The sequence below is a fragment of the Zoogloea sp. genome (assembly GCF_044344315.1).
Taxonomy (GTDB): Bacteria; Pseudomonadota; Gammaproteobacteria; order Burkholderiales; family Rhodocyclaceae; genus Zoogloea.
In genome coordinates, this window is sequence record NZ_JBIJDC010000003.1 from 1 (window position 1) to 20449 (window position 20449).

20 protein-coding genes are annotated in these 20449 nt (G+C 60.0%); 1 reads left to right on the forward strand and 19 read right to left on the reverse strand.

Annotated features, from left to right (window positions below; translation table 11 throughout):
* Entirely contained in the window at positions 1 to 582 is a 582-nt protein-coding gene (locus ACIQ09_RS01095) for a TIGR02281 family clan AA aspartic protease (RefSeq protein WP_398304806.1), read from the reverse strand.
* On the opposite strand from ACIQ09_RS01095, the gene ACIQ09_RS01100 reads away from it, so the two are divergent.
* On the forward strand, positions 563 to 1273 hold the full coding sequence (locus ACIQ09_RS01100) for a type 1 glutamine amidotransferase (RefSeq protein ID WP_398304809.1): 711 nt from the start codon (positions 563 to 565) through the stop codon (positions 1271 to 1273). The genes ACIQ09_RS01095 and ACIQ09_RS01100 overlap by 20 nt on opposite strands.
* Before the next feature lie 68 nt (positions 1274 to 1341).
* On the opposite strand, the gene ACIQ09_RS01105 is transcribed toward ACIQ09_RS01100, so the two are convergent.
* From ACIQ09_RS01105 to ACIQ09_RS01190, 18 genes are all read right to left on the reverse strand, one after another.
* Complete coding sequence (locus ACIQ09_RS01105) at positions 1342 to 1530, reverse strand: putative motility protein (protein WP_398304812.1); 189 nt, start codon at positions 1528 to 1530, stop codon at positions 1342 to 1344.
* A 3-nt stretch (positions 1531 to 1533) separates the two neighbouring features.
* Positions 1534 to 2019, reverse strand: a complete 486-nt coding sequence (locus ACIQ09_RS01110) for a YajQ family cyclic di-GMP-binding protein (protein WP_398304815.1) — start codon at positions 2017 to 2019, stop codon at positions 1534 to 1536.
* A 13-nt stretch (positions 2020 to 2032) separates the two neighbouring features.
* Entirely contained in the window at positions 2033 to 2356 is a 324-nt protein-coding gene (locus tag ACIQ09_RS01115; RefSeq protein ID WP_398304818.1) for a pyrimidine/purine nucleoside phosphorylase, read from the reverse strand.
* Positions 2357 to 2376: 20 nt separating this feature from the next.
* On the reverse strand, positions 2377 to 2610 hold the full coding sequence (locus ACIQ09_RS01120; protein WP_398304821.1) for a DUF2788 domain-containing protein: 234 nt from the start codon (positions 2608 to 2610) through the stop codon (positions 2377 to 2379).
* 9 nt (positions 2611 to 2619) lie between these two features.
* Entirely contained in the window at positions 2620 to 3849 is a 1230-nt protein-coding gene (locus ACIQ09_RS01125; RefSeq protein WP_398304824.1) for an argininosuccinate synthase, read from the reverse strand.
* Positions 3850 to 3898: 49 nt separating this feature from the next.
* Complete coding sequence (gene argF, locus ACIQ09_RS01130) at positions 3899 to 4831, reverse strand: ornithine carbamoyltransferase (protein WP_398304827.1); 933 nt, start codon at positions 4829 to 4831, stop codon at positions 3899 to 3901.
* 15 nt (positions 4832 to 4846) lie between these two features.
* Positions 4847 to 6022, reverse strand: a complete 1176-nt coding sequence (locus ACIQ09_RS01135; protein ID WP_398304830.1) for an acetylornithine transaminase — start codon at positions 6020 to 6022, stop codon at positions 4847 to 4849.
* 196 nt (positions 6023 to 6218) lie between these two features.
* Positions 6219 to 6959 (reverse strand): tetratricopeptide repeat protein, encoded by a 741-nt coding sequence (locus ACIQ09_RS01140; protein ID WP_398304833.1) that lies wholly within the window; start codon positions 6957 to 6959, stop codon positions 6219 to 6221.
* Between the two features lie 127 nt (positions 6960 to 7086).
* Complete coding sequence (locus ACIQ09_RS01145; RefSeq protein WP_398304836.1) at positions 7087 to 8409, reverse strand: putative O-glycosylation ligase, exosortase A system-associated; 1323 nt, start codon at positions 8407 to 8409, stop codon at positions 7087 to 7089.
* A 66-nt stretch (positions 8410 to 8475) separates the two neighbouring features.
* Entirely contained in the window at positions 8476 to 9471 is a 996-nt protein-coding gene (locus tag ACIQ09_RS01150; RefSeq protein ID WP_398304839.1) for a polysaccharide deacetylase family protein, read from the reverse strand.
* 171 nt (positions 9472 to 9642) lie between these two features.
* Positions 9643 to 10992, reverse strand: coding sequence for a phenylacetate--CoA ligase family protein (locus ACIQ09_RS01155; RefSeq protein ID WP_398304842.1), 1350 nt, complete (start codon positions 10990 to 10992; stop codon positions 9643 to 9645).
* 5 nt (positions 10993 to 10997) lie between these two features.
* Positions 10998 to 12095: a glycosyltransferase family 4 protein gene (locus ACIQ09_RS01160; RefSeq protein WP_398304845.1), complete on the reverse strand. Its 1098-nt coding sequence runs from the start codon at positions 12093 to 12095 to the stop codon at positions 10998 to 11000.
* A gap of 77 nt (positions 12096 to 12172) precedes the next feature.
* The gene (locus ACIQ09_RS01165; protein ID WP_398304848.1) at positions 12173 to 13378 is read right to left on the reverse strand and encodes a TIGR03087 family PEP-CTERM/XrtA system glycosyltransferase; all 1206 of its coding nucleotides are present in this window, start codon (positions 13376 to 13378) and stop codon (positions 12173 to 12175) included.
* An 87-nt stretch (positions 13379 to 13465) separates the two neighbouring features.
* On the reverse strand, positions 13466 to 14674 hold the full coding sequence (locus ACIQ09_RS01170; protein WP_398304851.1) for a TIGR04063 family PEP-CTERM/XrtA system glycosyltransferase: 1209 nt from the start codon (positions 14672 to 14674) through the stop codon (positions 13466 to 13468).
* Entirely contained in the window at positions 14671 to 16596 is a 1926-nt protein-coding gene (locus tag ACIQ09_RS01175) for an XrtA/PEP-CTERM system amidotransferase (RefSeq protein WP_398304854.1), read from the reverse strand. The genes ACIQ09_RS01170 and ACIQ09_RS01175 overlap by 4 nt, the downstream gene beginning before the upstream one ends.
* A gap of 38 nt (positions 16597 to 16634) precedes the next feature.
* On the reverse strand, positions 16635 to 17798 hold the full coding sequence (locus ACIQ09_RS01180; protein WP_398304857.1) for a TIGR03088 family PEP-CTERM/XrtA system glycosyltransferase: 1164 nt from the start codon (positions 17796 to 17798) through the stop codon (positions 16635 to 16637).
* On the reverse strand, positions 17795 to 19306 hold the full coding sequence (gene xrtA / locus ACIQ09_RS01185) for an exosortase A (RefSeq protein WP_398304860.1): 1512 nt from the start codon (positions 19304 to 19306) through the stop codon (positions 17795 to 17797). Before xrtA ends, ACIQ09_RS01180 begins: the two co-directional genes overlap by 4 nt.
* Positions 19307 to 19405: 99 nt before the next feature.
* A complete protein-coding gene (locus tag ACIQ09_RS01190) occupies positions 19406 to 20443 on the reverse strand; it encodes a FemAB family XrtA/PEP-CTERM system-associated protein (protein WP_398304863.1) in 1038 nt (345 codons plus the stop codon).
* Positions 20444 to 20449 lie beyond the last annotated feature (6 nt).

Below are 20449 nucleotides of genomic sequence, written 5' to 3' on the forward strand. Positions count from 1 at the left end.
TCAAAACGGGATTGGGAAGCCAATTCCGGGAATGAAGTCATGAGAAATCAAATAGCGAGAGACCCGGCTGGCGGGGCTTCTCGGAGTTTTGCATCGGCCTGTTAGCGGATCGCCCTTGGTGAACTCGATTCCCGCCCGCAATGCGTCTGACCTTCCCAAGGCTACCGAGGTGGCACCTGTATCGACCAGAAAACGCACTTCGACGCCGTTGACTGCCCCCACCACGTTAAAGTGCCCGCGGCTGTCCCCATGAATAACGATGGATGGACTTCCGGCGCCCGCGGGCGTTGCAACGCTGACCGCGTGCTCGCCGACCACCAGCCTGTGACGCCGGCCATCGAACTCGAGAGTTGCACCCTGTCCGTCAACTGCAATAACGCGGACACCCTCTGCCGTCGTGCTTCCCACTCCGGCACTGCGCGGCGCGCCGTTGTTGATGACAAGGAGCGCTTTTCCGGGGAAGACGCCGGCAAGGGCGACCTCGGTGGCCAATGCGGGATTGACCCCACAAGCCAGGATCAGACCGATAAACTGAAAGCAGCGAAAAAAACGGAAACCCGACATGAAACCGATTGCAGTCATTCGCCATAGCCCGACAGAAGGTCCGGGACATTTTGCCACATTCCTCGGACAGCACGCCCTGCCGTGGAACCTGATCCGCATCGACGCGGGAGATTCTGTCCCGGCCTCCCCGGATGAATTTTCGGGGCTGTGCCTGATGGGTGGGCCGATGAGCGTCAACGACAAGCTGGCGTGGATTCCTCCCCTGCTCACCCTGATCCGACAGATGATGGCGGCTGATAAGCCGGTCATTGGTCACTGCCTGGGCGGACAACTGATGAGCCGCGCCCTCGGGGGGATAGTGAGCAGTAACCCGGTCAAGGAAATCGGCTGGGCCCCCGTCAGGGTCATCGACTCGCCGCTGGCCAGGGAATGGCTGGGGAACACCCTGGAGTTTGAAAGCTTCCACTGGCACGGGGAGACGTTCTCGATTCCGGACGGCGCTACGCGGATCCTGGAAAGTGCAGCGTGCGCCAACCAGGCCTTCGTGCTGGGCAAGCACTTGGGAATGCAGTGCCACGTGGAAATGAAGCGCGAGATGATTCAAACCTGGTGCGAGAGCGGAGCCGAAGAAATCAGGGATGCAAACCCTGCCGATTCAGTCCAGACACCCGCAGAGATGGGGATCGACATCGATCGGCGGCTCTCCGCCCTAAGCCGACATGCCGAATTGCTGTACACAAAATGGATACAGGGGCTCTCGCGCACCTGATACCGGAAAGAGAAAGCGCCAGCCTTTTCAGGCCGGCGCTTCAGCAGACAAAGTCAACACGAACCCGTTCAGGCGTAGGTATCGACAGACCGACCCATCGTCGCCGCAGGGTCAGGCAAGGAGGCGGGTTGCGGCAGGGATGCAATCATCTGTGCCGCCGCAGCCTGCTGCTGATCAAGCGACTTGCGTAGCATCGCAACAGAAACGGCATCCTGGGTTTGAACCTGGGAAGTGGATGCAACCGACGAGATGTTCATTTTTCAGTCCCTGAAATTGCCGTACTGCAGCGGAAAGTCAGTGATGTCCTTGCGTACCAACGCAATGCACTCCTGAAGAAGATCCCGCTTGGCACCGGAAACCCGCACCGCCTCACCCTGGATGGACGCCTGAACCTTGAGTTTGCTGTCCTTGATGAGCTTGACGATCCTCTTGGATTGCTCCTGTTCGATCCCGACCCGAACGGTGAGTTCCTGCTTCACCTTGTTGCCACTCACCTTTTGTACGTCGCCATGCTTCAGGCAGCGCACATCGATCTTCTTGGCGGTCATTTCGGGCAGCAGGATCGCCAGCATCTGCTCGAGCTGGAAATCACTGTCCGCATGCAGCGTCAGCAACTTCTCAGCCTGCTCAACCCGGGCATCACTCCCCTTGAAGTCGTAACGCCCGGTGATCTTGCGGTTCGCCCCTTCAACAGCGTTGCGCAATGCAACCATATCGACTTCGGACGTAATGTCGAATGACGGCATGGCTGTCTCCCGATCAGGCGAAATGGCAGACGTAGTGATAGGCGTCGCCGCTCACTTCGATATCGAAGCTGGAGTCGCCCGGCACAGTGAAGGACTCGCCCGCACCATAGCTCTTCCACTCGGATTCGCCCTTCAGGCGAACGCGGCAGTTGCCAGCCACGCCTTCCATGATCTCGGGAACACCCGTGTTGAAGGTCAGGGTGGAGGGGAGAATGACGCCCACGGACTTGCGCACACCATCCGCCAGAATGACCGTGTGGCTGACGCACTTACCGTCGAAATAAACGTTGGCTTTCTTGACGACGGACACGCCGTCAAACTGAATTTCCTGAGTCATGTTCAGATCACTTCCTAAATTCATTCGATGCCCAGCATACGCTGGATGATGCCCTTCGCCATAAAACCGATAAAGCCGACACCGAGCCCTACGAACATCCAGATCGCACCATACTTGCCCGCCTTGGACTCCCAGGCGAGCTGTCCGATGATGAAGACCATATAGATGATCAGGCCACCGACGCAGACCTGGAGGGAAATCTCCTCGAATTCTGCGACAGTGAGCCCAAAAAAGAGGGGCGCGGTGGGATCCATGCCGGTCTGTCAGCTCCGCTTGTTGCGGGCGTTTGCAGCAATCCGCATGCGCAGGGCGTTGAGGCGGATAAAACCGTGGGCGTCCTTCTGGTTGTACGCACCCTGGTCGTCCTCGAAGGTGGCGATGGTCGGGTCAAACAGGGAGTCGGTCTTCGAGTCCCGGGCCACGACAATCACATTTCCCTTGTACAGCTTGACACGCACCCAGCCATTCACGGTCTGCTGGGTCTGGTCGATCAATGCCTGCAGGGCCCGGCGCTCGGGCGACCACCAGTAGCCGGTGTAGATCATGCTGGCGTAACGGGGCATCAGGTCGTCCTTGAGGTGGGCGACTTCACGGTCCAGGGTGATGGATTCGATGGCACGGTGGGCACGCAGGAGGATGGTGCCGCCCGGCGTTTCATAACAGCCGCGCGACTTCATACCCACATAGCGGTTCTCAACCAGATCGAGGCGCCCGATACCGTGCTTGCCCCCGAGTTCGTTGAGCTTGGCCAGCAGCTCATGCGGCTTCATGCGGGTGCCGTTGATCGAGACCAGATCACCCTTCTCGAACTCCAGATCCAGGTACTCGGCAGCATCCGGCGCGGCCTCGGGAGACACCGTCCAGCGCCACATGGACTCTTCGGCCTCAGCAGCCGGATCTTCCAGGTGACGACCCTCGAAAGAGATGTGCAGGAGGTTGGCATCCATGGAATACGGAGAGCCACCCTGCTTGTGCTTCATCTCGATGGGAATGCCATTCTTCTCGGCATAGGCCAGCAGCTTCTCGCGGGACAGCAGATCCCACTCGCGCCACGGGGCAATGACCTTCACGCCCGGCATCAGGGCATAGTAGCCGAGCTCGAAGCGAACCTGGTCGTTACCCTTGCCGGTCGCACCGTGGGACACGGCATCAGCCCCCGTCTGGCGAGCAATGTCGATCTGGCGCTTGGCAATAAGCGGTCGGGCGATGGACGTACCGAGCAAGTACTCACCCTCATACACGGTGTTGCAGCGGAACATCGGGAACACGAAATCGCGAACGAACTCTTCGCGGAGATCGTCAATGAAGATGTTCTCCGGCTTGATGCCAAACTGCAACGCCTTGGCCCGGGCCGGCTCCAGCTCTTCGCCCTGGCCTAGGTCGGCCGTGAAGGTGACAACTTCGCACTGATAGGTGTCCTGCAACCACTTGAGGATCACCGAGGTGTCCAGTCCGCCCGAATAGGCGAGCACCGCCTTCTTTACGTCGCTCATGTCCCGCTTTCCGAAAATGAGTAAATGATTCTTAAATCAATAGACTGCGTCAGACGCAGTCGCCGTCGGTCTTGCCGATGAGAAGAAACTCCATCAGCGCCTTTTGTGCATGCAAACGGTTCTCCGCCTCATCCCAAACGACCGACTGGGGGCCGTCGATGACTTCAGCCGAGACCTCTTCGCCCCGATGAGCAGGCAGGCAGTGCATGAAAACGGCACCAGGATTGGCCACCTTCATCATGTCCTCATCCACCTGCCAATCGGCAAAGTCCCGCATCCGCTCTTCGTTCTCGGCCTCGAAACCCATGCTGGTCCAGACGTCAGTGGTCACCAGGTCGGCCCCGCGACACGCCTCCATGGGGTCGTCAAGCTGAACGAAATTCCCGGTGCCATACAACCCGGCTCGCTCCGGCTCGACCTCGTAACCCGGCGGTGTCGAAACTCGCACCTGGAAGTCGAGCACCTCGGCCGCCTGCAGCCATGTGTTGCACACATTATTGGAGTCCCCAACCCAAGCCACCGTCTTGCCCTGAATGGGGCCCCGATGCTCGATGAAGGTGAAGATGTCAGCGAGAATCTGGCACGGGTGATATTCGTTGGTCAGTCCGTTGATCACGGGCACCCGGGAATATTCTGCAAAGCGCTCTATGATCGACTGCTCGAAGGTGCGAATCATGACGATGTCGCTCATCCGGGAGATCACCTGGGCCGCATCCTCCACCGGTTCGCCGCGTCCAAGTTGGGAGTCACGGGTGTTGAGATAGATTGCCGAGCCACCGAGTTGCTGCATGCCAGCCTCGAACGACAGCCGCGTTCGCGTGCTTGCCTTCTCGAAGATCATCACCAGCGTTCGATCGAACAGGGGGTGATGGGGCTCGTAGCGCTTGAACCGGTCCTTGATCCAGCGGGTGCGGGAAAAAAGATAGTCGTACTCGGCGCGAGAAAAGTCTTTGAACTGTAAGTAGTGTCTCGGTGCGTTCATGGCACTCGTTCTTGGTTATTGTGCTGCGAGAAATTCCCTGATCAGCGCAGCCAGCCCCTCTACCAGCGTCGCCGCATCTGCAGTGCTGAAATTCAGCGGCGGCAGAAGGCGGACAACCTTGTCCGCGGTCACATTGATCAGAAATCCTGCTTCCAGAGCCTGGGTGACCAGCGCACCGCAGGAGCGGTCGAGCTCGACACCGATCATCAGGCCAGCCCCACGGATATCCACCACACCGCTCACCCCCTCGAGCGCCTTGGCAAGCGTACTGCGAATAAGATCACCGACAACAAGAGCATTGGACAACAAACCCTCTTCCTCAACAACAGCGAGGGTAGCCAAGGCTGCGGCACAGGCCAGCGGGTTGCCACCGAAGGTGGAACCGTGATTTCCCGGCTTGAAGGTGCTCGTTGCACGGCCTGCGGCCAGACATGCACCGATCGGCACCCCGGACCCGAGGCCTTTTGCGAGGGTCATCACATCGGGCTTGATCCCTGCATTCTGATGCCCGAACCATTTTCCGGTACGCCCGATACCGCACTGGACCTCATCGAACATCAAGAGCCACTGCCGCTCATCGCACAAGGAACGCAAGGCCTGCAGATAAGCCTGATGGGCGACACGAATGCCACCTTCCCCCTGTACGGGCTCAACCAGGATGGCGACGATATCATTCCGACCGGTGACCGCGGCCTGCAGAGCGGCGAGATCATCGAAGGGAACACGCACGAAGCCACTCACAAGGGGCTCGAAACCCACCTGAACCTTCTTGTTGCCCGTTGCCGAGAGCGTCGCCAGGGTACGTCCGTGAAACGACTGCTCCATGACGACGATCGCTGGCTCAGCAATACCACGGCCATGCCCGTATAGACGGGCAAGCTTGATGGCTGCTTCATTTGCCTCGGCACCTGAGTTACAGAAAAACACCTCGTCCATGCTCGCCAGTTCGGCCAGCCTGTCAGCGAGTGCCTCCTGCAGTGGAATGCCGTAAAGATTCGACGTATGGATGACGCGGGCAGCCTGCTCGGAGACCGCCTTCACGAGTTTTGGATGATTATGACCAAGCGTAGTCACCGCAATGCCGGAGAGCGCGTCGAGATAACGCTTACCCGCCAGATCAAACAGCCAAGAGCCTTCGCCGTGACTAAAGGCCACTGGAAGCCGCCCGTAGGTGTTCATCAAATGAGACATGGTAGAACCTAGTTTCGTTGACTGCCCCCATGACCACGGCGCCTGAACACGCCAACGGCCATAAAGGCGAAACGGCGACTTTCGTCGCCGTTTGGTACATAAACCTTGTCGAGCATGCTAATCCAAAACCTCAGGATTGTACAGGCGCGCGCCCAGTAGAGCGCCCTGGGGCACGACGCCGCCGAATCTCCCAGCCTTAATCTTCCTTGTCAACCACGGCGGGCGGCGAAGCCGACGGAGCCGCAATCGGCGTCGTTGCCGACTCCTCTGGATTGCTCTTATCGACAACCACTACCGAGGGCGCATCACGCCATTTTCCAGCACGCTTGAGCTTGTCCCGCAGCCCGGGCAGCGGAAAGCCCAACCGATAGGCCGTATGCGCATTTTCCAGCGCTTTGCCGAATTCGCCGGCGTCATAATAGGCAAGACCCAGATTGTAAGCGGCGTTGGCGTTCTTACTTTCACTCACATCAGCCTCGGCAAGTTTCTCCAGGGCCAGGGCCCTTTGCCCCTGCTTGAGGAGATAATGACCAAAGATCACCTTCACCATCGCATCCCCTGGCTGAAACGTCTCCGCACGCATCAGGAAACACTGGACGCTGTGGGACGCGCCGGGCGCCTTCGGTACTTTGAGATTTGATCCGAGCCGAACCATGGATAACAAGGCCCGGTGGTGATTCGGAAAGGCCCGGAGGGTATAGCTCAATTCGCCACCAACCGGCCCCGTATTGCCCTTGCGCAGGCTTTCCACATTGGACGTAAAGTGGAACGACTCAACGACATTAAGCTCACTCGTTCCAATGGAAGCTCGATAGTCGTAAGGGCCAAAAGAACTCCGAAGACTGCCGCACTCCGGTGGCAGGCCCTGCTGGGCCAATGCCGATCCGGCCAGAGCACAGCCAGCGGCAATGTAAAACCAAAGTTCGCGCATCTTCATGTTTAGTTGTTCCAGGTTTCAGCAGCCGATAGGCTACGCACTTCACGACAATGTCGAACTGTTCAAAGAACTTCAAATACCCTCACGCCTCTGCACATCGTCCATCAGAACAAAGCCCCCCAACGCCTTATCCGGAAGATGGAAGATTTACCCGGCGGTTCGATGAAAGCCGCTCGAACTCCTTGGTGGAGGGCATAACCACCTTTCGCGCCTCAGCACGGCGATGAGCAAGCAGGCAGCCATGCCCTGCCACAACCATCACCACGATATTGTAGGGCAGATCAAAGTACGCAAGACTGAGGAAGGCTCCCCCCACAGCGTAACCGACCAACGACACCTGGCACATCCCCGCGAGATTGAAAAGCCACTTGAGTTCCTCGTCGTTTTTTGTCTGCGAGCGCAGACGACCGGCGAGACCGAGAGTGCTCACCCAAATCCCCAGGAAAAGAAGTAGTCCGATGTAACCGTGCTCTCCAAGAACCTGGAAATAGATGCTGTGGGCAGCGTGGACATCGAGTGGATCGGGAGCGAATGCGGCAAACAGTTCTCCGGTGTAGGCCTCAAAGCCGGCACCCGTAATGCGGTGATTCGCCATATTGAAAGCAAACCACCATGCATTGATGCGTCCCATCGCCGACCCGTCCTGCTCGTATTCTGCGATGGTGGACATGCGCTGCTCCCAAGCGGACGGCATGAAGGCAACAAGCCCGACGCCCGCCAGAACAACGATGATACCCATGGCGAATTTACGCTCGGATCGCATCCACAAAACCGCCCCCATGGCAACGAGTGCCAACAATGCACCTCTGGACTGGGTACCGAGAGCTGCTGCGGCCGACAGCACCATCGTCATAACGAGACCCCGTCGTACCCAGATATGCTCAACCACTGTACGGAGGTAATTCATCAGCGGAATCGCCATGATCAGTGCCACGGCAATCTCGTTGTTCCCCTCGATTAATCCACCCGGAGGCCCCCATACGCGCGCATTCCCCCCCGTAGAAATCGTGAAGAAGCCGCCCTTCCAACCATAGAAGCCGAGTGAAACCACGTTAACCCAAATGAACAACTCGATATGCCGTCGCTCTTTTATTGCAGCAAAAGCGATCAGGGTCATTAGTTGAATTTTTATGACCTTCTTGAGCTGAACAAAGGACTCCCCGGGATAGTAGGCTGCAGCACTGCTGATGCACATCCAAAGCACAAAAAGCACCAGGAGAATCACTGCCTTCTCCTTTGGAAGCTTGAGATCATCTTTGGAAATGATCAACGACATCAAGGCTGCCACCGCCGCTATGGCAGCAAACGGAAAATCCCCCGCAAAACCATACGTCAGCCTGTGCGGATTCATCACGCTGATCCAGGTCCACAGATTGACAGCTACGTAGGTGTGGCGGAACGCGGAAGGCAGAACGCCCAGCACCAACAGGACGATCAGCAAGTCACGCATTGGAGTCCCCCGAATCGATCATATGCGTCAAGAGTGACGGCTTGGATGCGCTGCAAAAGTGGACACTCACACCAAAGCCTCATCGCTAAGAAGGCGCCGGGAATGGCTCCTGAAAAAATTGTGCCCGAGACGCAAGGAGAAGCGCAGTGCGTCTTTGTCCCAAGGAGTAAATCGGGGCAACTCGAATGAACCGGATTCGGGCCCGGCAGAACCGTATGAGGTCGTAAACGCGGCCTCATAACCAAGCTCGCGGGCAATCCGGGCATGCACTGCAAGATAGTCCTGCTCAGGACGTCCGTTGGGATAGGCAAAATAACGAGGCGCCCTGCCCAACAAGCGAGTCAGATGGGTCCGGTTATCGGCCATCTGCTGCCGGGCCTCGGCCTCCGACAAGACGGCCAGAATAGGGTGATCCATCGTGTGTCCGCCGATCTCCATGCCCGCCGCCTGCAGTCCTTGGAGCTGCGCTGTCGTCAGCATCAGATCGTCGGGAATTCTGGCCCCGGTATCCCCTATCAACCGGGTGAGGGCCGTCCGCCGTCCTTCGGGGGTCAGGTACTTGAGCTTGGGCAATAGTGTCTCGGTGAGTCTGTGGCGCTCGGCTTCCGTAGCAACGGAGCAGACTCCGAGATCGAGCCAGCTCAAATCGAGGCGGTCACCACGGAAACTGCGGAGCGCTTCCCGAGCAACATCGTTCCACATGATCCCACCGTCGAGGAATCCGCTGGCAACGAAAAAAGTCGCCTTGACACCATGCTTGATCAGGATGGGACAGGCAATGGTGTAGTTATCCGCATAACCGTCGTCGAAGGTGATGGCCACCGATCGCGTAGGCAAGGTACCAGCGCGCAGCCGGGACAGTGCTTCGTCCATTGGCAGCACGTTGAAGAAATGAACAAGGGTGCCGACCAGCGCATCAAAACGGGAAGCATGCATCTCGTCGGGCGACAGGGGATCTACCTCGGGAAGCACGCGATGGAAAATCAGCACCGTCAACCGCTTGCTGTTCCCCCCCAGCAAGGAACCCATCCCCTCAAGCGCAACTGACAATCCCTTTTTCATTGAAGCCATCTGATCCTCTAGGCCCACGGCTGAGCCGCTGCCTGTTTGACACGAAATGTGAGTTGCCCTGAGTGAGCCGGAAAATTGAAAGGTGACGCGGTCAGATTACGGCCTCGGGGACCTGGCCAGGCAGCATCCCGCCAAGCCTCCAGACCTCCGACCGCAGCACTATCAGCGCTTGACGTGGCTCACAACATACCGGTTCTTGCCAGACTTTTCACGCGGGATTTCAGGCACTTCGTTAATTTCAACCTGTACCGACTCACCCAGTCTGGCCGCAAAATCACGACGGATGCGTAGGCGCTCGCCATCACCGAAGCGGGAATCGACGACCACCATCACTTCCGTGCGATCGAGGCTGTGCTGGATGATTTTGAAGCGTTGCACCCCCGGCAGGTCGCGCACGGTGTAGATGAGGGCGAGGGCATGGATGACCGTACCATCGGCCGCCACCACGAAGTCGGTGGTACGCCCCTGGACCTCGCTCAGCACCGGCAGCTTCACTCCGCAGCTGCATTCCTGGGTACCAAGCACGCCGACGTCACCCGTCCGATAGCGCACGAACGGGAAGCCTCGCGTCGCCGTGTGAGTCACCACGATCTCGCCGGCCTCCCCTGGCGCCACCGGACGGCCCTCGGGATCAATCGTCTCGACGACGATGTCCTCCGCCGAAAGATGGAGGCTGCCATGGGAACACTGGTGCGCGATGAAACCGGCGTCGCGGGAGCCGTAACCGTTGGCCACCGGGCAGCCGAAGATCTCGGAAATGGACTTCTTCTGATGCTCGTAGAGCATCTCGGAAGTCACGAAAGCCACCTTGATCCCCAGATCGTTCATGGGGATGCCCCACGAACGCGCCTTTTCGGCAATATGGGCAAAGGCTGAGGGATAGCCGAACAGCATGCGCGGGCGCAGGGAGCGAATGGTCGCGAGCATCTCGCGGACCTTGTCATCGGACATCTCGAAGGCCGGCAGCAACCAGGTGCGTAGCAGGCGATCCCGCACTGCCTTGACCCTGTCCTGGGCGCCCAGCTCAATGGGTGAGCCCCACAACACGACTTCCGGATCACCGATATCCACGTCCCACCAGCGGGTGGCACGCCACTTGGCGGCAATGTCGTGACTTTTGCGCTCCTTGCCGATGTAGAAGATCAGGGGCTCGCCACTCGAACCGCCGGTGTTGTAACGCATCAGCGCCACCGCGTTGTCGGCGCGCAGCGCATCCGCCTGCTCGCGGATCACCGGCTTGGTCATGAAGGGCAGGCGCTGCAGGTCTTCCACACCGCGGCACTGGCGCGGATCAAAGTTCAACTGACGGAACAAGTCCCGGAAATACGGTACGTGGGTTCCGATGTCGACCAGGAAGCTGCGCAGGCGCTCGGCCTGCAAGGCCAGAATCTCCTCCCGCGGCAGGTACTGGCTCTTCTCCAGCTCATGGAGACGCTCAACCGAGTTATGGGATTTCAGTTTCTCGTGGAGCGGAAAGATCACCCCCGAGCAGAGTCGCGTATACAGGCCCATTTTGACTAATCCTTGGCAGGCATGGCCGCACGGTAAGCCGAGAGCCATTTCTCGCGGATAACCGGCCATGCGTACTGTTTGACTTCCTCGCTGGCGGCGGCGGACAGCCGCTGCGCCTTGTCCTGGTCGAGAAGCAGTTCGATCATCGCCTCGGCCATGCGCTCGGGCGCCCGCGCCGGAATGAGCAATGCGGTGCGCTCATGCTCGGCAATGAAGGGCACCCCGCCCACATCGGTGGACACCACCGGCACCCCACTGGCAAAGGCTTCGAGTATGGAGATCGGCATGTTGTCGACGGTGCTCGGATTGAGCATCAGGTCGGCCGAGGCGTAGAGGGCGGGTATCTTTTCATTGTCGATGCGACCCGCGAAGGTCACGGCACCGGCAATCCCCAAGTCCCTGGCCATGTTCTCCAGGTTCTGACGTTCCGGACCACTGCCGGCCACCGTCAGGGTCGCCGCGGGAATCCGCTTCAGCACCCGGGCGAAGGCGGAAAGGACGGTAGGGATGTCGTAGATGGGCTCCAGGTTGCGGGTCACCACCACATGGGGCGCATTCGCTTTTCCGACCGAACGCGGCACGGCAAAACGCTGCAGGTTGATGATGTTGGGAACGATCCGGGAATCAAACCCGAAACGCCGGAACACGCCTTCGAGAAAGGCCGATGGCACCACCAGCCCGCTGGCACTGCCCAGGGTGCGATGAACAAAGCGCGGCGCGGCAGCAAAAAAGGGCTCGGCCTCACCCCCCCGATAATTGACGATCACCGGCGTGCCGCGGAGACGCGCAATCCAGATCGCCGGCGCCGAAAAGAGGTGCCAGGACCACCCCGAGTTGGCCAGCACATGCATCACGTCACTCCGGCCACTGGCCCGCCAGAGCGCAAAGAGATACGGTACAAGACGGGCAAATGCCCGCAGCACGGGCACACGCCCTACAAAGGCAGGGCTGTAGGGCGCATTGGTGCGCACCAGTTCAACCTGCGCGCCCTCTCCTTCGAGCAATCCAAGCAGTTGCTTGCACTGGTTGGCCATCCCCCCGGAAGGCGGAGGGAGCGGGCCGACTATCGTCAGGCGCAAGCCCGAATACTGATCACCATCCATTGCGGTCTTTCATTGAGTGCGACAAAGGCCGGTCACGGCGCACCTCTGGGCACCCGCTGCATCGACCGCCCGCGAGTTTAGCCCTGCCGTTTGCCAAAGCGTGTGATGCATCGCTCAATGACACCATCAAGACGCCCCATGGCCCGCAGCCAGGTGTGGTGGGTGAGCATTCTTTCGCGCCCGGCAAGGCTCAAACGCTGCCGTTCGACCGGGTTGGAGAGAATGCGCATGATGGCGCGGGCGTAATCGGCAGGCGTATCAGCCACCAGAAAATGCGCCTCGTCCTGGGCATCCACGCCACCGGCTGCGATGGAGCTGGTGACCACCGGAACTCCCATGGCCATGGCCTCGAGAATCTTGTTCTGGGTGCCCCGGGCGATATTGAGCGGGGCGATGGTCAGCGCCGAGCGCCACACATAGGGGCGCACATCCGGCACGGAACCGGTCACCGTCACCCCGGGCAGCTCAGCCAGCTTGCGCACACCGGGAGAGGGCTCGGCCCCGACAATGATCAGGTGAATATCAGGCCGGACCGCCCGCAAGAGCGGCAGGGTGTCCTGACAGAAGGTGGTCATGCACTCTTCGTTCGGGTAGTAATCCATGCGGCCGATGAAACTGATGGTGCTTTCCTCGTAGGGCTCGGCCGAGGGTGAGAAGAACTCCGTATCCACACCGTTCGGAAACCAGTCGGAAAGCACCCCGGTTCCAAAACTGTCGAGGGTCTGCTGCTCCGCCACGGTGGCCACCGCCCCCAGATCAAACTTGCGGGCGATGCGCTTCTCGGCCGACAGGATCTTCTGCCCCTCCAGCCAATAGCCCGCCGACACCGGAAAGCGTTTGTAGCGCACGTACTCCAGCCACTTCTGGGAATCCATGTCGCAGTAATCGAGCAGCTTGGGGATATGGGTCACGTCCTCAACGTAGCGGGCCACCGACGAGCAATGCACGATGATCAGATCCCACTGGCGATCCTTCAGCAAGCCGTTGATACGCCGCTGCAGTTCCGGGGAATAGAAGTAGGCCTCCGACGCTGAACCCAACGTGGGCAGGCTGACCACCATCCGCAGCACCTGGACCGGCGCCTTCACGGTGGCCATTTCGAAACCAGCACAGAAAGGCGCGATCCCCCTGCCCTCCTCCACTTCGTCCTGGGACCGCGCCAGGGAACACACGGTCACCTTGTGCCCCTGTTCCGACAGGTGGCGGATCATGTGAAAGGCACGAACCTTGGCCCCGCCGACCGGCGGGTAGGGGAAACGATGGCAAATGAATAGTATGTTCATGTGGGGTATGACTTCTCCGGAGGCCACACGAATGGCGCGGCGGGAGCAGACGACAGGATTCTGGCCACGCGGTGGTGGCCAGCTCCTTCAGCGGGACAGCGAGCGGCCGTAAGCGGCCAGGGCACGACCGTAAACGTCCTGGTAGCGCTCGACGCTACCCTTCCAGGTGCGTTCAACCTCTACGAAGTAGCGCGCCTGAGTTCTGATCCGCGGCCACAGTTCGCGCTTGTCGAGCACCTCGCCAATGGCAGCGGCCAGGGCCTGCTCGTCGCCGGCCCGGAACAGGAAACCGGTCTCCCCGTGACGCACGAGTTCCTTGTGCCCCCCCACATCGGACGCCACGAACATGCGCCCCTGGGCCATGGCCTCGAGGGGCTTGAGGGGCGTTACCAGTTCAGTCAGGCGGATGGGAATACGCGGGTAGGCCAGCACATCGATCAGGTCGTAGTAGTTCTGCACTTCGGCATGGGGCACACGCCCCGTAAACACCACCTTGTCGGCGATGCCGAGCGCTGCGACCTGCGCCTTGAGATTGGCCTCCTGGGGGCCGCCGCCCACCAGCAGAACCCGCAGGTCGGAGCGTTGCTTGAGCAGGTGCGCTGACGCGCCGACCAGAAGGTCCAGGCCCTCGTACCCGTAAAACGAGCCGACAAACCCCACCACCGTCTTGCCTTCAAGGCCGAGACGCTTGCGCAGCACCGGATCCGCGTCACCACGCAACTGGAAAGAGTCCACGTCAACGGCATTGGGAATCACCGTGATCTTGTCCATGGAGATGCCACGCTCGGCGATGTCCTTGCGCAGGCCCTCGCAAATCGTGGTGACCTGATCGGCGCGCCGCAGGGCGTAGGTTTCCATGGCACGGGTCACGCGATAACGCACGCTACCTTCGGTGGTGGTGCCATGGTCGACTGCAGCGTCCTCCCAGAAGGCCCGCACCTCATAGACCACGGGAATGCGGTGCTGCTTGCCCACGCGAAGGGCCGGCAGCGCATTGAGCACGGGGGAATGGGCATGCAGCACGTCAGGACGAAGCTCGCGTACAAGCTCGTCGAGACGCTTGGCTGTCAGACGCATCTGACTGATCAGGCCTTCGTCACCACGATTGGGCGTTCGGTGAAACTCCCAGCCCTCGGCCTGATCCGACCCGCCATTGCTGGGCCCCTGCTTGGGCGTGGTCAGGTGAAAGGTCTCCCAACCGCGTAAGCGCTGCTGTTTGAGGATGGATGCAGTGCGAAAGGTATACCCGCTATGCAGCGGCAGGGAGTGGTCGAGAATATGGAGGACGCGGGTCATGCCGCCCTCCCGCCAAGGACGGGCATGGCGTTCTTCATGCTGTTGCGGACAAAGGCTTCAAACATCAGGATGGTCCAGATCGTGGAGCTGTAATCGCGGGCACCGGACTGGTGGGCCTCGACGACGTGACGCAGGTATTTTTCGTTGAAAAGCCCAGTTTCACGAAGCACGTCGCCAAACAACGCCTTCTGCACCCGCTCCTTGAGTGGCCCGCGGAACCAGCGGGCCAGGGGTACGGCAAAACCCATCTTGGGACGATAGAGCACGTCGTTCGGGAGCATCGGCTCCATGGCCTTCTTGAAAATGTACTTGCCTTCCTGCCCCTTGATCTTGAGATGGGTGGGCAGGCTGGCGAGCCATTCGACAAGGGGGTGATCCATCAGGGGCTCACGCACCTCGAGGGAATGGGCCATGCTGGCCCGGTCGACCTTGGTATTGATGTCGCCCACCAGGTAGGTCTTGATATCCAGATACTGGACAAGCGCCAGGGCGTCGTCGGTACCCGCATTGGCGGCATGGCGCCGGAAGACTTCCAGGGCGTTGTACCCCCCCAACTGCTTGCGGAACGAGGGCGAAAAGAGCTGACGTCGCATGTCGTCCCGCAGGATGGAGACAGAATGGAAGTAGGCCTGCACCGAATCGCGGGCCAACGCCTGGAAGGTCGTCTTGGCACGGAACACGCGCGGCGCCCAATCGGCCTTCGGATAAAGATGGCCGAGCAGGCCAAAGACTGGCTTGCGCACGGCATGGGGAAGACCGCTGCGCATCTTCTCTTCCATCATGTGGAAGCGATAGCGGCGGTAACCCCCCATGTTCTCGTCGCCACCATCACCAGACAGGGCCACCGTGACGTGCTTGCGGGCCAGCTGACAGACCCGGTAGGTCGGGATGGCAGAGCTGTCGGCATAGGGCTCGTCGTAAAGGGCTGCCAGAGTATCGATAAGGTCGAAGTCATCGGACTGGACCATCTCGACCCGGTGATTGGTCTTGTAGCGGTCGGCCACCATCTGGGCAAAGGCCGATTCGTTGAAGGCCGGATCGTCAAAGGCGATGGAGCAGGTGTTCACCGGCTCATCCGACAGACCGGCCATGGTAGCCACCACAGCGCTGGAGTCCACGCCACCCGACAGGAAAGCCCCCAGGGGGACTTCGGCCACCATGCGCAGGCGCACCGACTCGCGCAGACGCTCGACCATCTCGGCCTGGGCGTCCGCCAGGGACATCTTGTTGTCCAGGGTGAAGCGCACGTCCCAATAAGGCTTGGGCTCGGGAACAGGCTGGCCGTGACGAATGCTCAGGGAGAAGCCGGGCTCGAGCTTGCGGGCACCCGCAAAGATGGTTCGCGGCTCTGCCACATAACCGAGGGCAAAGTACTCTTCGACCGCCAGGGGGTCCATACTGCGATCGAGGCCGGGATGCTGCATCAGCACCTTGAGCTCCGATCCGAACATCAGGGTGCCGTCGTTCAGGATCGCGTAATACATGGGCTTGACACCCATCCGATCGCGCGCCATGAAGAAGGTCTGGCGATTGCGGTCCCACAGGGCGAAGGCAAACATGCCGCGGAAACGCTGGACGCATGCCTCGCCCCACGACTCCCAGGCATGTACGATCACTTCGGTGTCGCTGCGGGTGTGGAAACGGTGACCAAGAGCGGTGAGCTCGGGGATCAACTCCTGGAAGTTGTAGATCTCCCCGTTGAAGACTACCACCACCGACTCGTCCTCGTTGAATAACGGCTGCTGCCCGCTGGAGATGTCGATGATCGAAAGGCGGCGGTGCGCCAAGGCAACACCCGGCTCAAAGTGGTAGCCGCTCTCGTCCGGGCCCCGGTGAAGCTGGATGTCGTTCATGCGCTGCATGAGCTCGCGCGGGAACGTCTGTTTCGCTCGTGTATCGAAAAGTCCGGCAATGCCGCACATAGTTCCTAACCTTTATTCCGTCGCCTTGCCCGGGCAAGTCAATTTGAAAGTCCCGACAGGGATTGATACAAACCCGCGTACTGTCCCACCATGCCATCGAGGCTGAAGCATGCCTCGACACGCAGACGCCCCGCCCTGCCCTGCTCAACAGCGAGTTCTGGCCGGGAGACATAGCGCTCGAGGGCGTCGGCCAGCAAGGCCGGATCCTGCGGTGGCACCAGCATACCGGTCACACCCTCATCGACAAGCTCGCCGTTGCCACCCACCGCCGTAGCCACTACCGGCAAGCCACCGGCCATGGCCTCTAGAATGGTGTTTGAGATTCCCTCCGCCTGAGAGGGAAGCACGAAACAGTCGAGGCCCCGCATGACATTCGGCACATCCCCACGCTCACCAGCCAGCCAGATGTGATCCTGAACACACTCCCGCGCAATCTCGGCTTCCAGGGCAGCCCGCATCGGTCCATCTCCTGCCAGTACCAGACGTGTGCGGACAGCCAGATCGGGCCGCCGCCGAATGAGCAGCACAAAAGCGCGCAGCAGATTCATCTGATCCTTCACTGCCTGCAAACGCCCTACCGTACCCAGCACGTAGTACGCCGGATCATTGAACGGCGACCCATCGATGGGCAACCGCTGCGGCCCGCGTGCCTCGAAACGTGACAGGTCCACCCCGTTGCAGATTCGTGTCACCCGCTTCTCCGGGACCCCGATTGCTTCGCGCAGGTAAGCCTTGAGGTGTCCCGAAAGCGCGATGTAGTGGGTCACGAAGGGGCGATGGAGTCGTCGGATCAGCCGATACTTGGGATTGGTCCCATCCGGATCGGTGACGTCCCAACCATGCTCGCCGTGAATGCGCACCGGAACACCTGCCAGCCAGGCTGGCAGGGTTGTTTCAAGAGCAGCGAGATTCCGGGTATGGACGACATCCGGGCTATACTTGCGAAACAGACGGTAGAGCGCCGGAAACAGTTTGACGCTATGCCCCGGAGATTTGTGCAATGCCACAAATTCTACATCCGGGCGGGTCACGCGGGCGCAGAACACAGGGTCACATTTTGTCAGAGCGACCACCACATGCCGAAAACGTCGCGCGTCAAGGCGATTGATGAGATTGACGACACCGTTCTCCAGCCCGCCAACGGCAAAGCTGAACACCACGTGCATCACCAGCAGACGCTGATCCTTGTCCGCCAAACTCATTTCTGGGCTGGCCGGGCAGCGGCCGCAATATGGTCGACAAGAGCCTGGCCGTTGACCTGCTGAAAGGCCTGCAAGGCAGCACCCGCCTTGAGGTCATCTTCTGCCGAGGCCCAAACGGCGCCGAAGGCCGACGTATCCGGATGCCCTTGCAGGCGCCCCAGCACCAACAACCCCTTGGCAACGTAATCATTGGTCACCAGGCGACCGTTAATCCAGTAGCCCGACCATACCAGTGCCTTCACTGACGCCCCGGACATGCGGGTCTCAAGCCAGCGACCCGCGCCCGAATCCGGCCCCTGCCCTTCATTAAGTCGGTTCCAGTGTGAATTATTGGGAAGTAACAAGGCATTCTGGCTCTGAACAAGCTCATGCCCAGGTTGCTGATCGGCGTAGGTTGCCACGTAAACCGAAACGACATGCGTCCCGTCAGTGTAGTGACGGAGGCTATCCTCCCGGTAACCCATGAAGGAAGGCTTGAACTCGGGCAACGGCGCGTTCGCCTCCCGCCAAGGTGCCGAAACAGTCAGTGGGGGAATCGGCGAGGCCGTCGCCGGATGCAGCAACTCGGAGCGCTCCACATAGTGCAGGGTCAGGGGAGCTGCCAAGATCGCCAGGGCCAGCGGCACAACCCGGGCGAACCCGGGACGATCCCCGCCGTGTGAGACCATGGGCAACGGCTGCTGCGTTTCAGCCGGATCAAGGTCCTCACGCCAGCGCCCGCCTATCCAGAACATGAGGATGATGACAATGCCGAAAAACAGCCATCCGTAAAGAAGGTGATCTACGCCAGTGGCAATCCGGTTGTCACTCAGATAACCAAGCATGACGATCATGTACGCCCGCAACCAGTTGGCAATGACCGGTACCACAATCGCGGCAGCCACGAAAAGCAGCCGTCGACGCAGGGAGCGGTAGCTCAAGTAGGCATAAAGGGTTCCGACCATCAGAGAGGCGATCAGGTAGCGAACCCCGCTGCACGCCTCGACTACCGACCAGCGCCCATTGGGAATCACGAAATGGAGCCCTTCCTGGTACACCGGCACCCCGGACAGACGGACAGCGGCAATGGTAAATTCAGCCGTGTAGTCCATCATGACGGGCAGCAGGAACTCACCGATCGGAATCCCGAAGAGCAGGAACAGGATGGGGAAAGCCAGGGGGCGCGCCAGCCGGAAACCGAGTACCCCAACAAGGCTGAAGATCAGGACGAATGACAGCGCGACGTGGGTTACCGATGCAACGCTGGCCAACTCGCCCAGCAGCCAGCCAAAACCGGCAGCCAGGATTGGCAAGGCCATCACAAGGGCCGGTTGTATCGACAAGCCAACGAGCCGATCCTTGTTGCGCCACGCCAGCCATCCGGAAATCGGCAGAACGAGCAGGCCGTGGGCGAAGGTGTCGGAACGCCACCAGATGGAGGACACCTCCTGAGCCGTGCCGAAATACCACGCGATCACCCAGACCAGGATGGCCGAAATGGCTGAGAACACCTGCACAAGCGGGCTCATGGAGTTTTCCTGTGGCGTGGGTGGCGGAGTTGTTCTGCTTGCCGTCGGCAGGGACGGCGCTGACAGCCAGATGAAGCGCACATGGTGTCGGGAGAGTTGTCAGCCAAGATTGCGGACAAGACTCGGCCCAAGACGATTGGCGACACCGATGGGCAAACGCCGCCACAAGGCGATGAAGGCCCTGTACTTGGGGTTCAGGGGATTGTTCTGGGGTACGGCGTCCCGCTTGAAAAGACGGTACTCGTACGACAAGGGCGTTGGCTCGAAACCCCAGTTCTTCTTGAAGCTGAATGGCCCTGTACCGGCTTTGCTGCGGCCATAGTCAAAAATGCGACAACCCCGGGCACAGGCATGACGCATCAGTTCCCAGTACTTGAAGTCGTTGGCCGCGAGATCCCGGGCAGCGAGATCATCCCCTGCGTAATAAGGAAGGATCTCCTCCCGAAAATAGAAACTCAGCACACTGGAAAGAAGCTTGCCGTCAGCGGTAGTCACGGTGAGGATGTCGCAATCCTTGCCGAAAACCGACAACAGGGTCTGGAAGAACTTCTTCGACAAGGCCGGTGTACCGTGGCGCAACACATTGTCGGAGTAAAGGGAGAAGAAACGATCCGGCGTGCTGTCAAAGGTGGCCACTAGGCCATTCTTGATGCCCTTGCGAACCATCGCGCGCTGCTTGCGGGGAATCGCCGCCATGTTGGCTTCTTCGTCCGGAAAGATCTCCTTCCGGAAAGTGAAGTAAACCTCCTGCCGCGGCCAGTCCGAATGACGGACAGTGAGATTGCGATACTCGAGATGCTGGACGCCAGCTTTGCGGGCCAGATCTTCGGCGGCTGCCTCCAGCGCCGCCACGGCCTCCACATCATCTCCGGCAATCCCACCATAAACCGCAAAGGGCAAGGAAGTCAGGGCATGGCCGAACAGCCGGCTTTTCACCTCCGCCAGCGGAAGGACGGCAACGATTCTGTTATCCCGTTCGGCAAGCAAGTAGTGAGTGCGGTGACGAAACACGTCGCGCATGATTCCGCGCCACTCGATCCGATGAAAAAAAGTCGCACCTGGGCAGGCAAACACAAACTCGTTCCAGCGCGCAGAGTCAGCCTCTGCGAAGGAACGCACATTGACGACAGAAACCATGCTGGG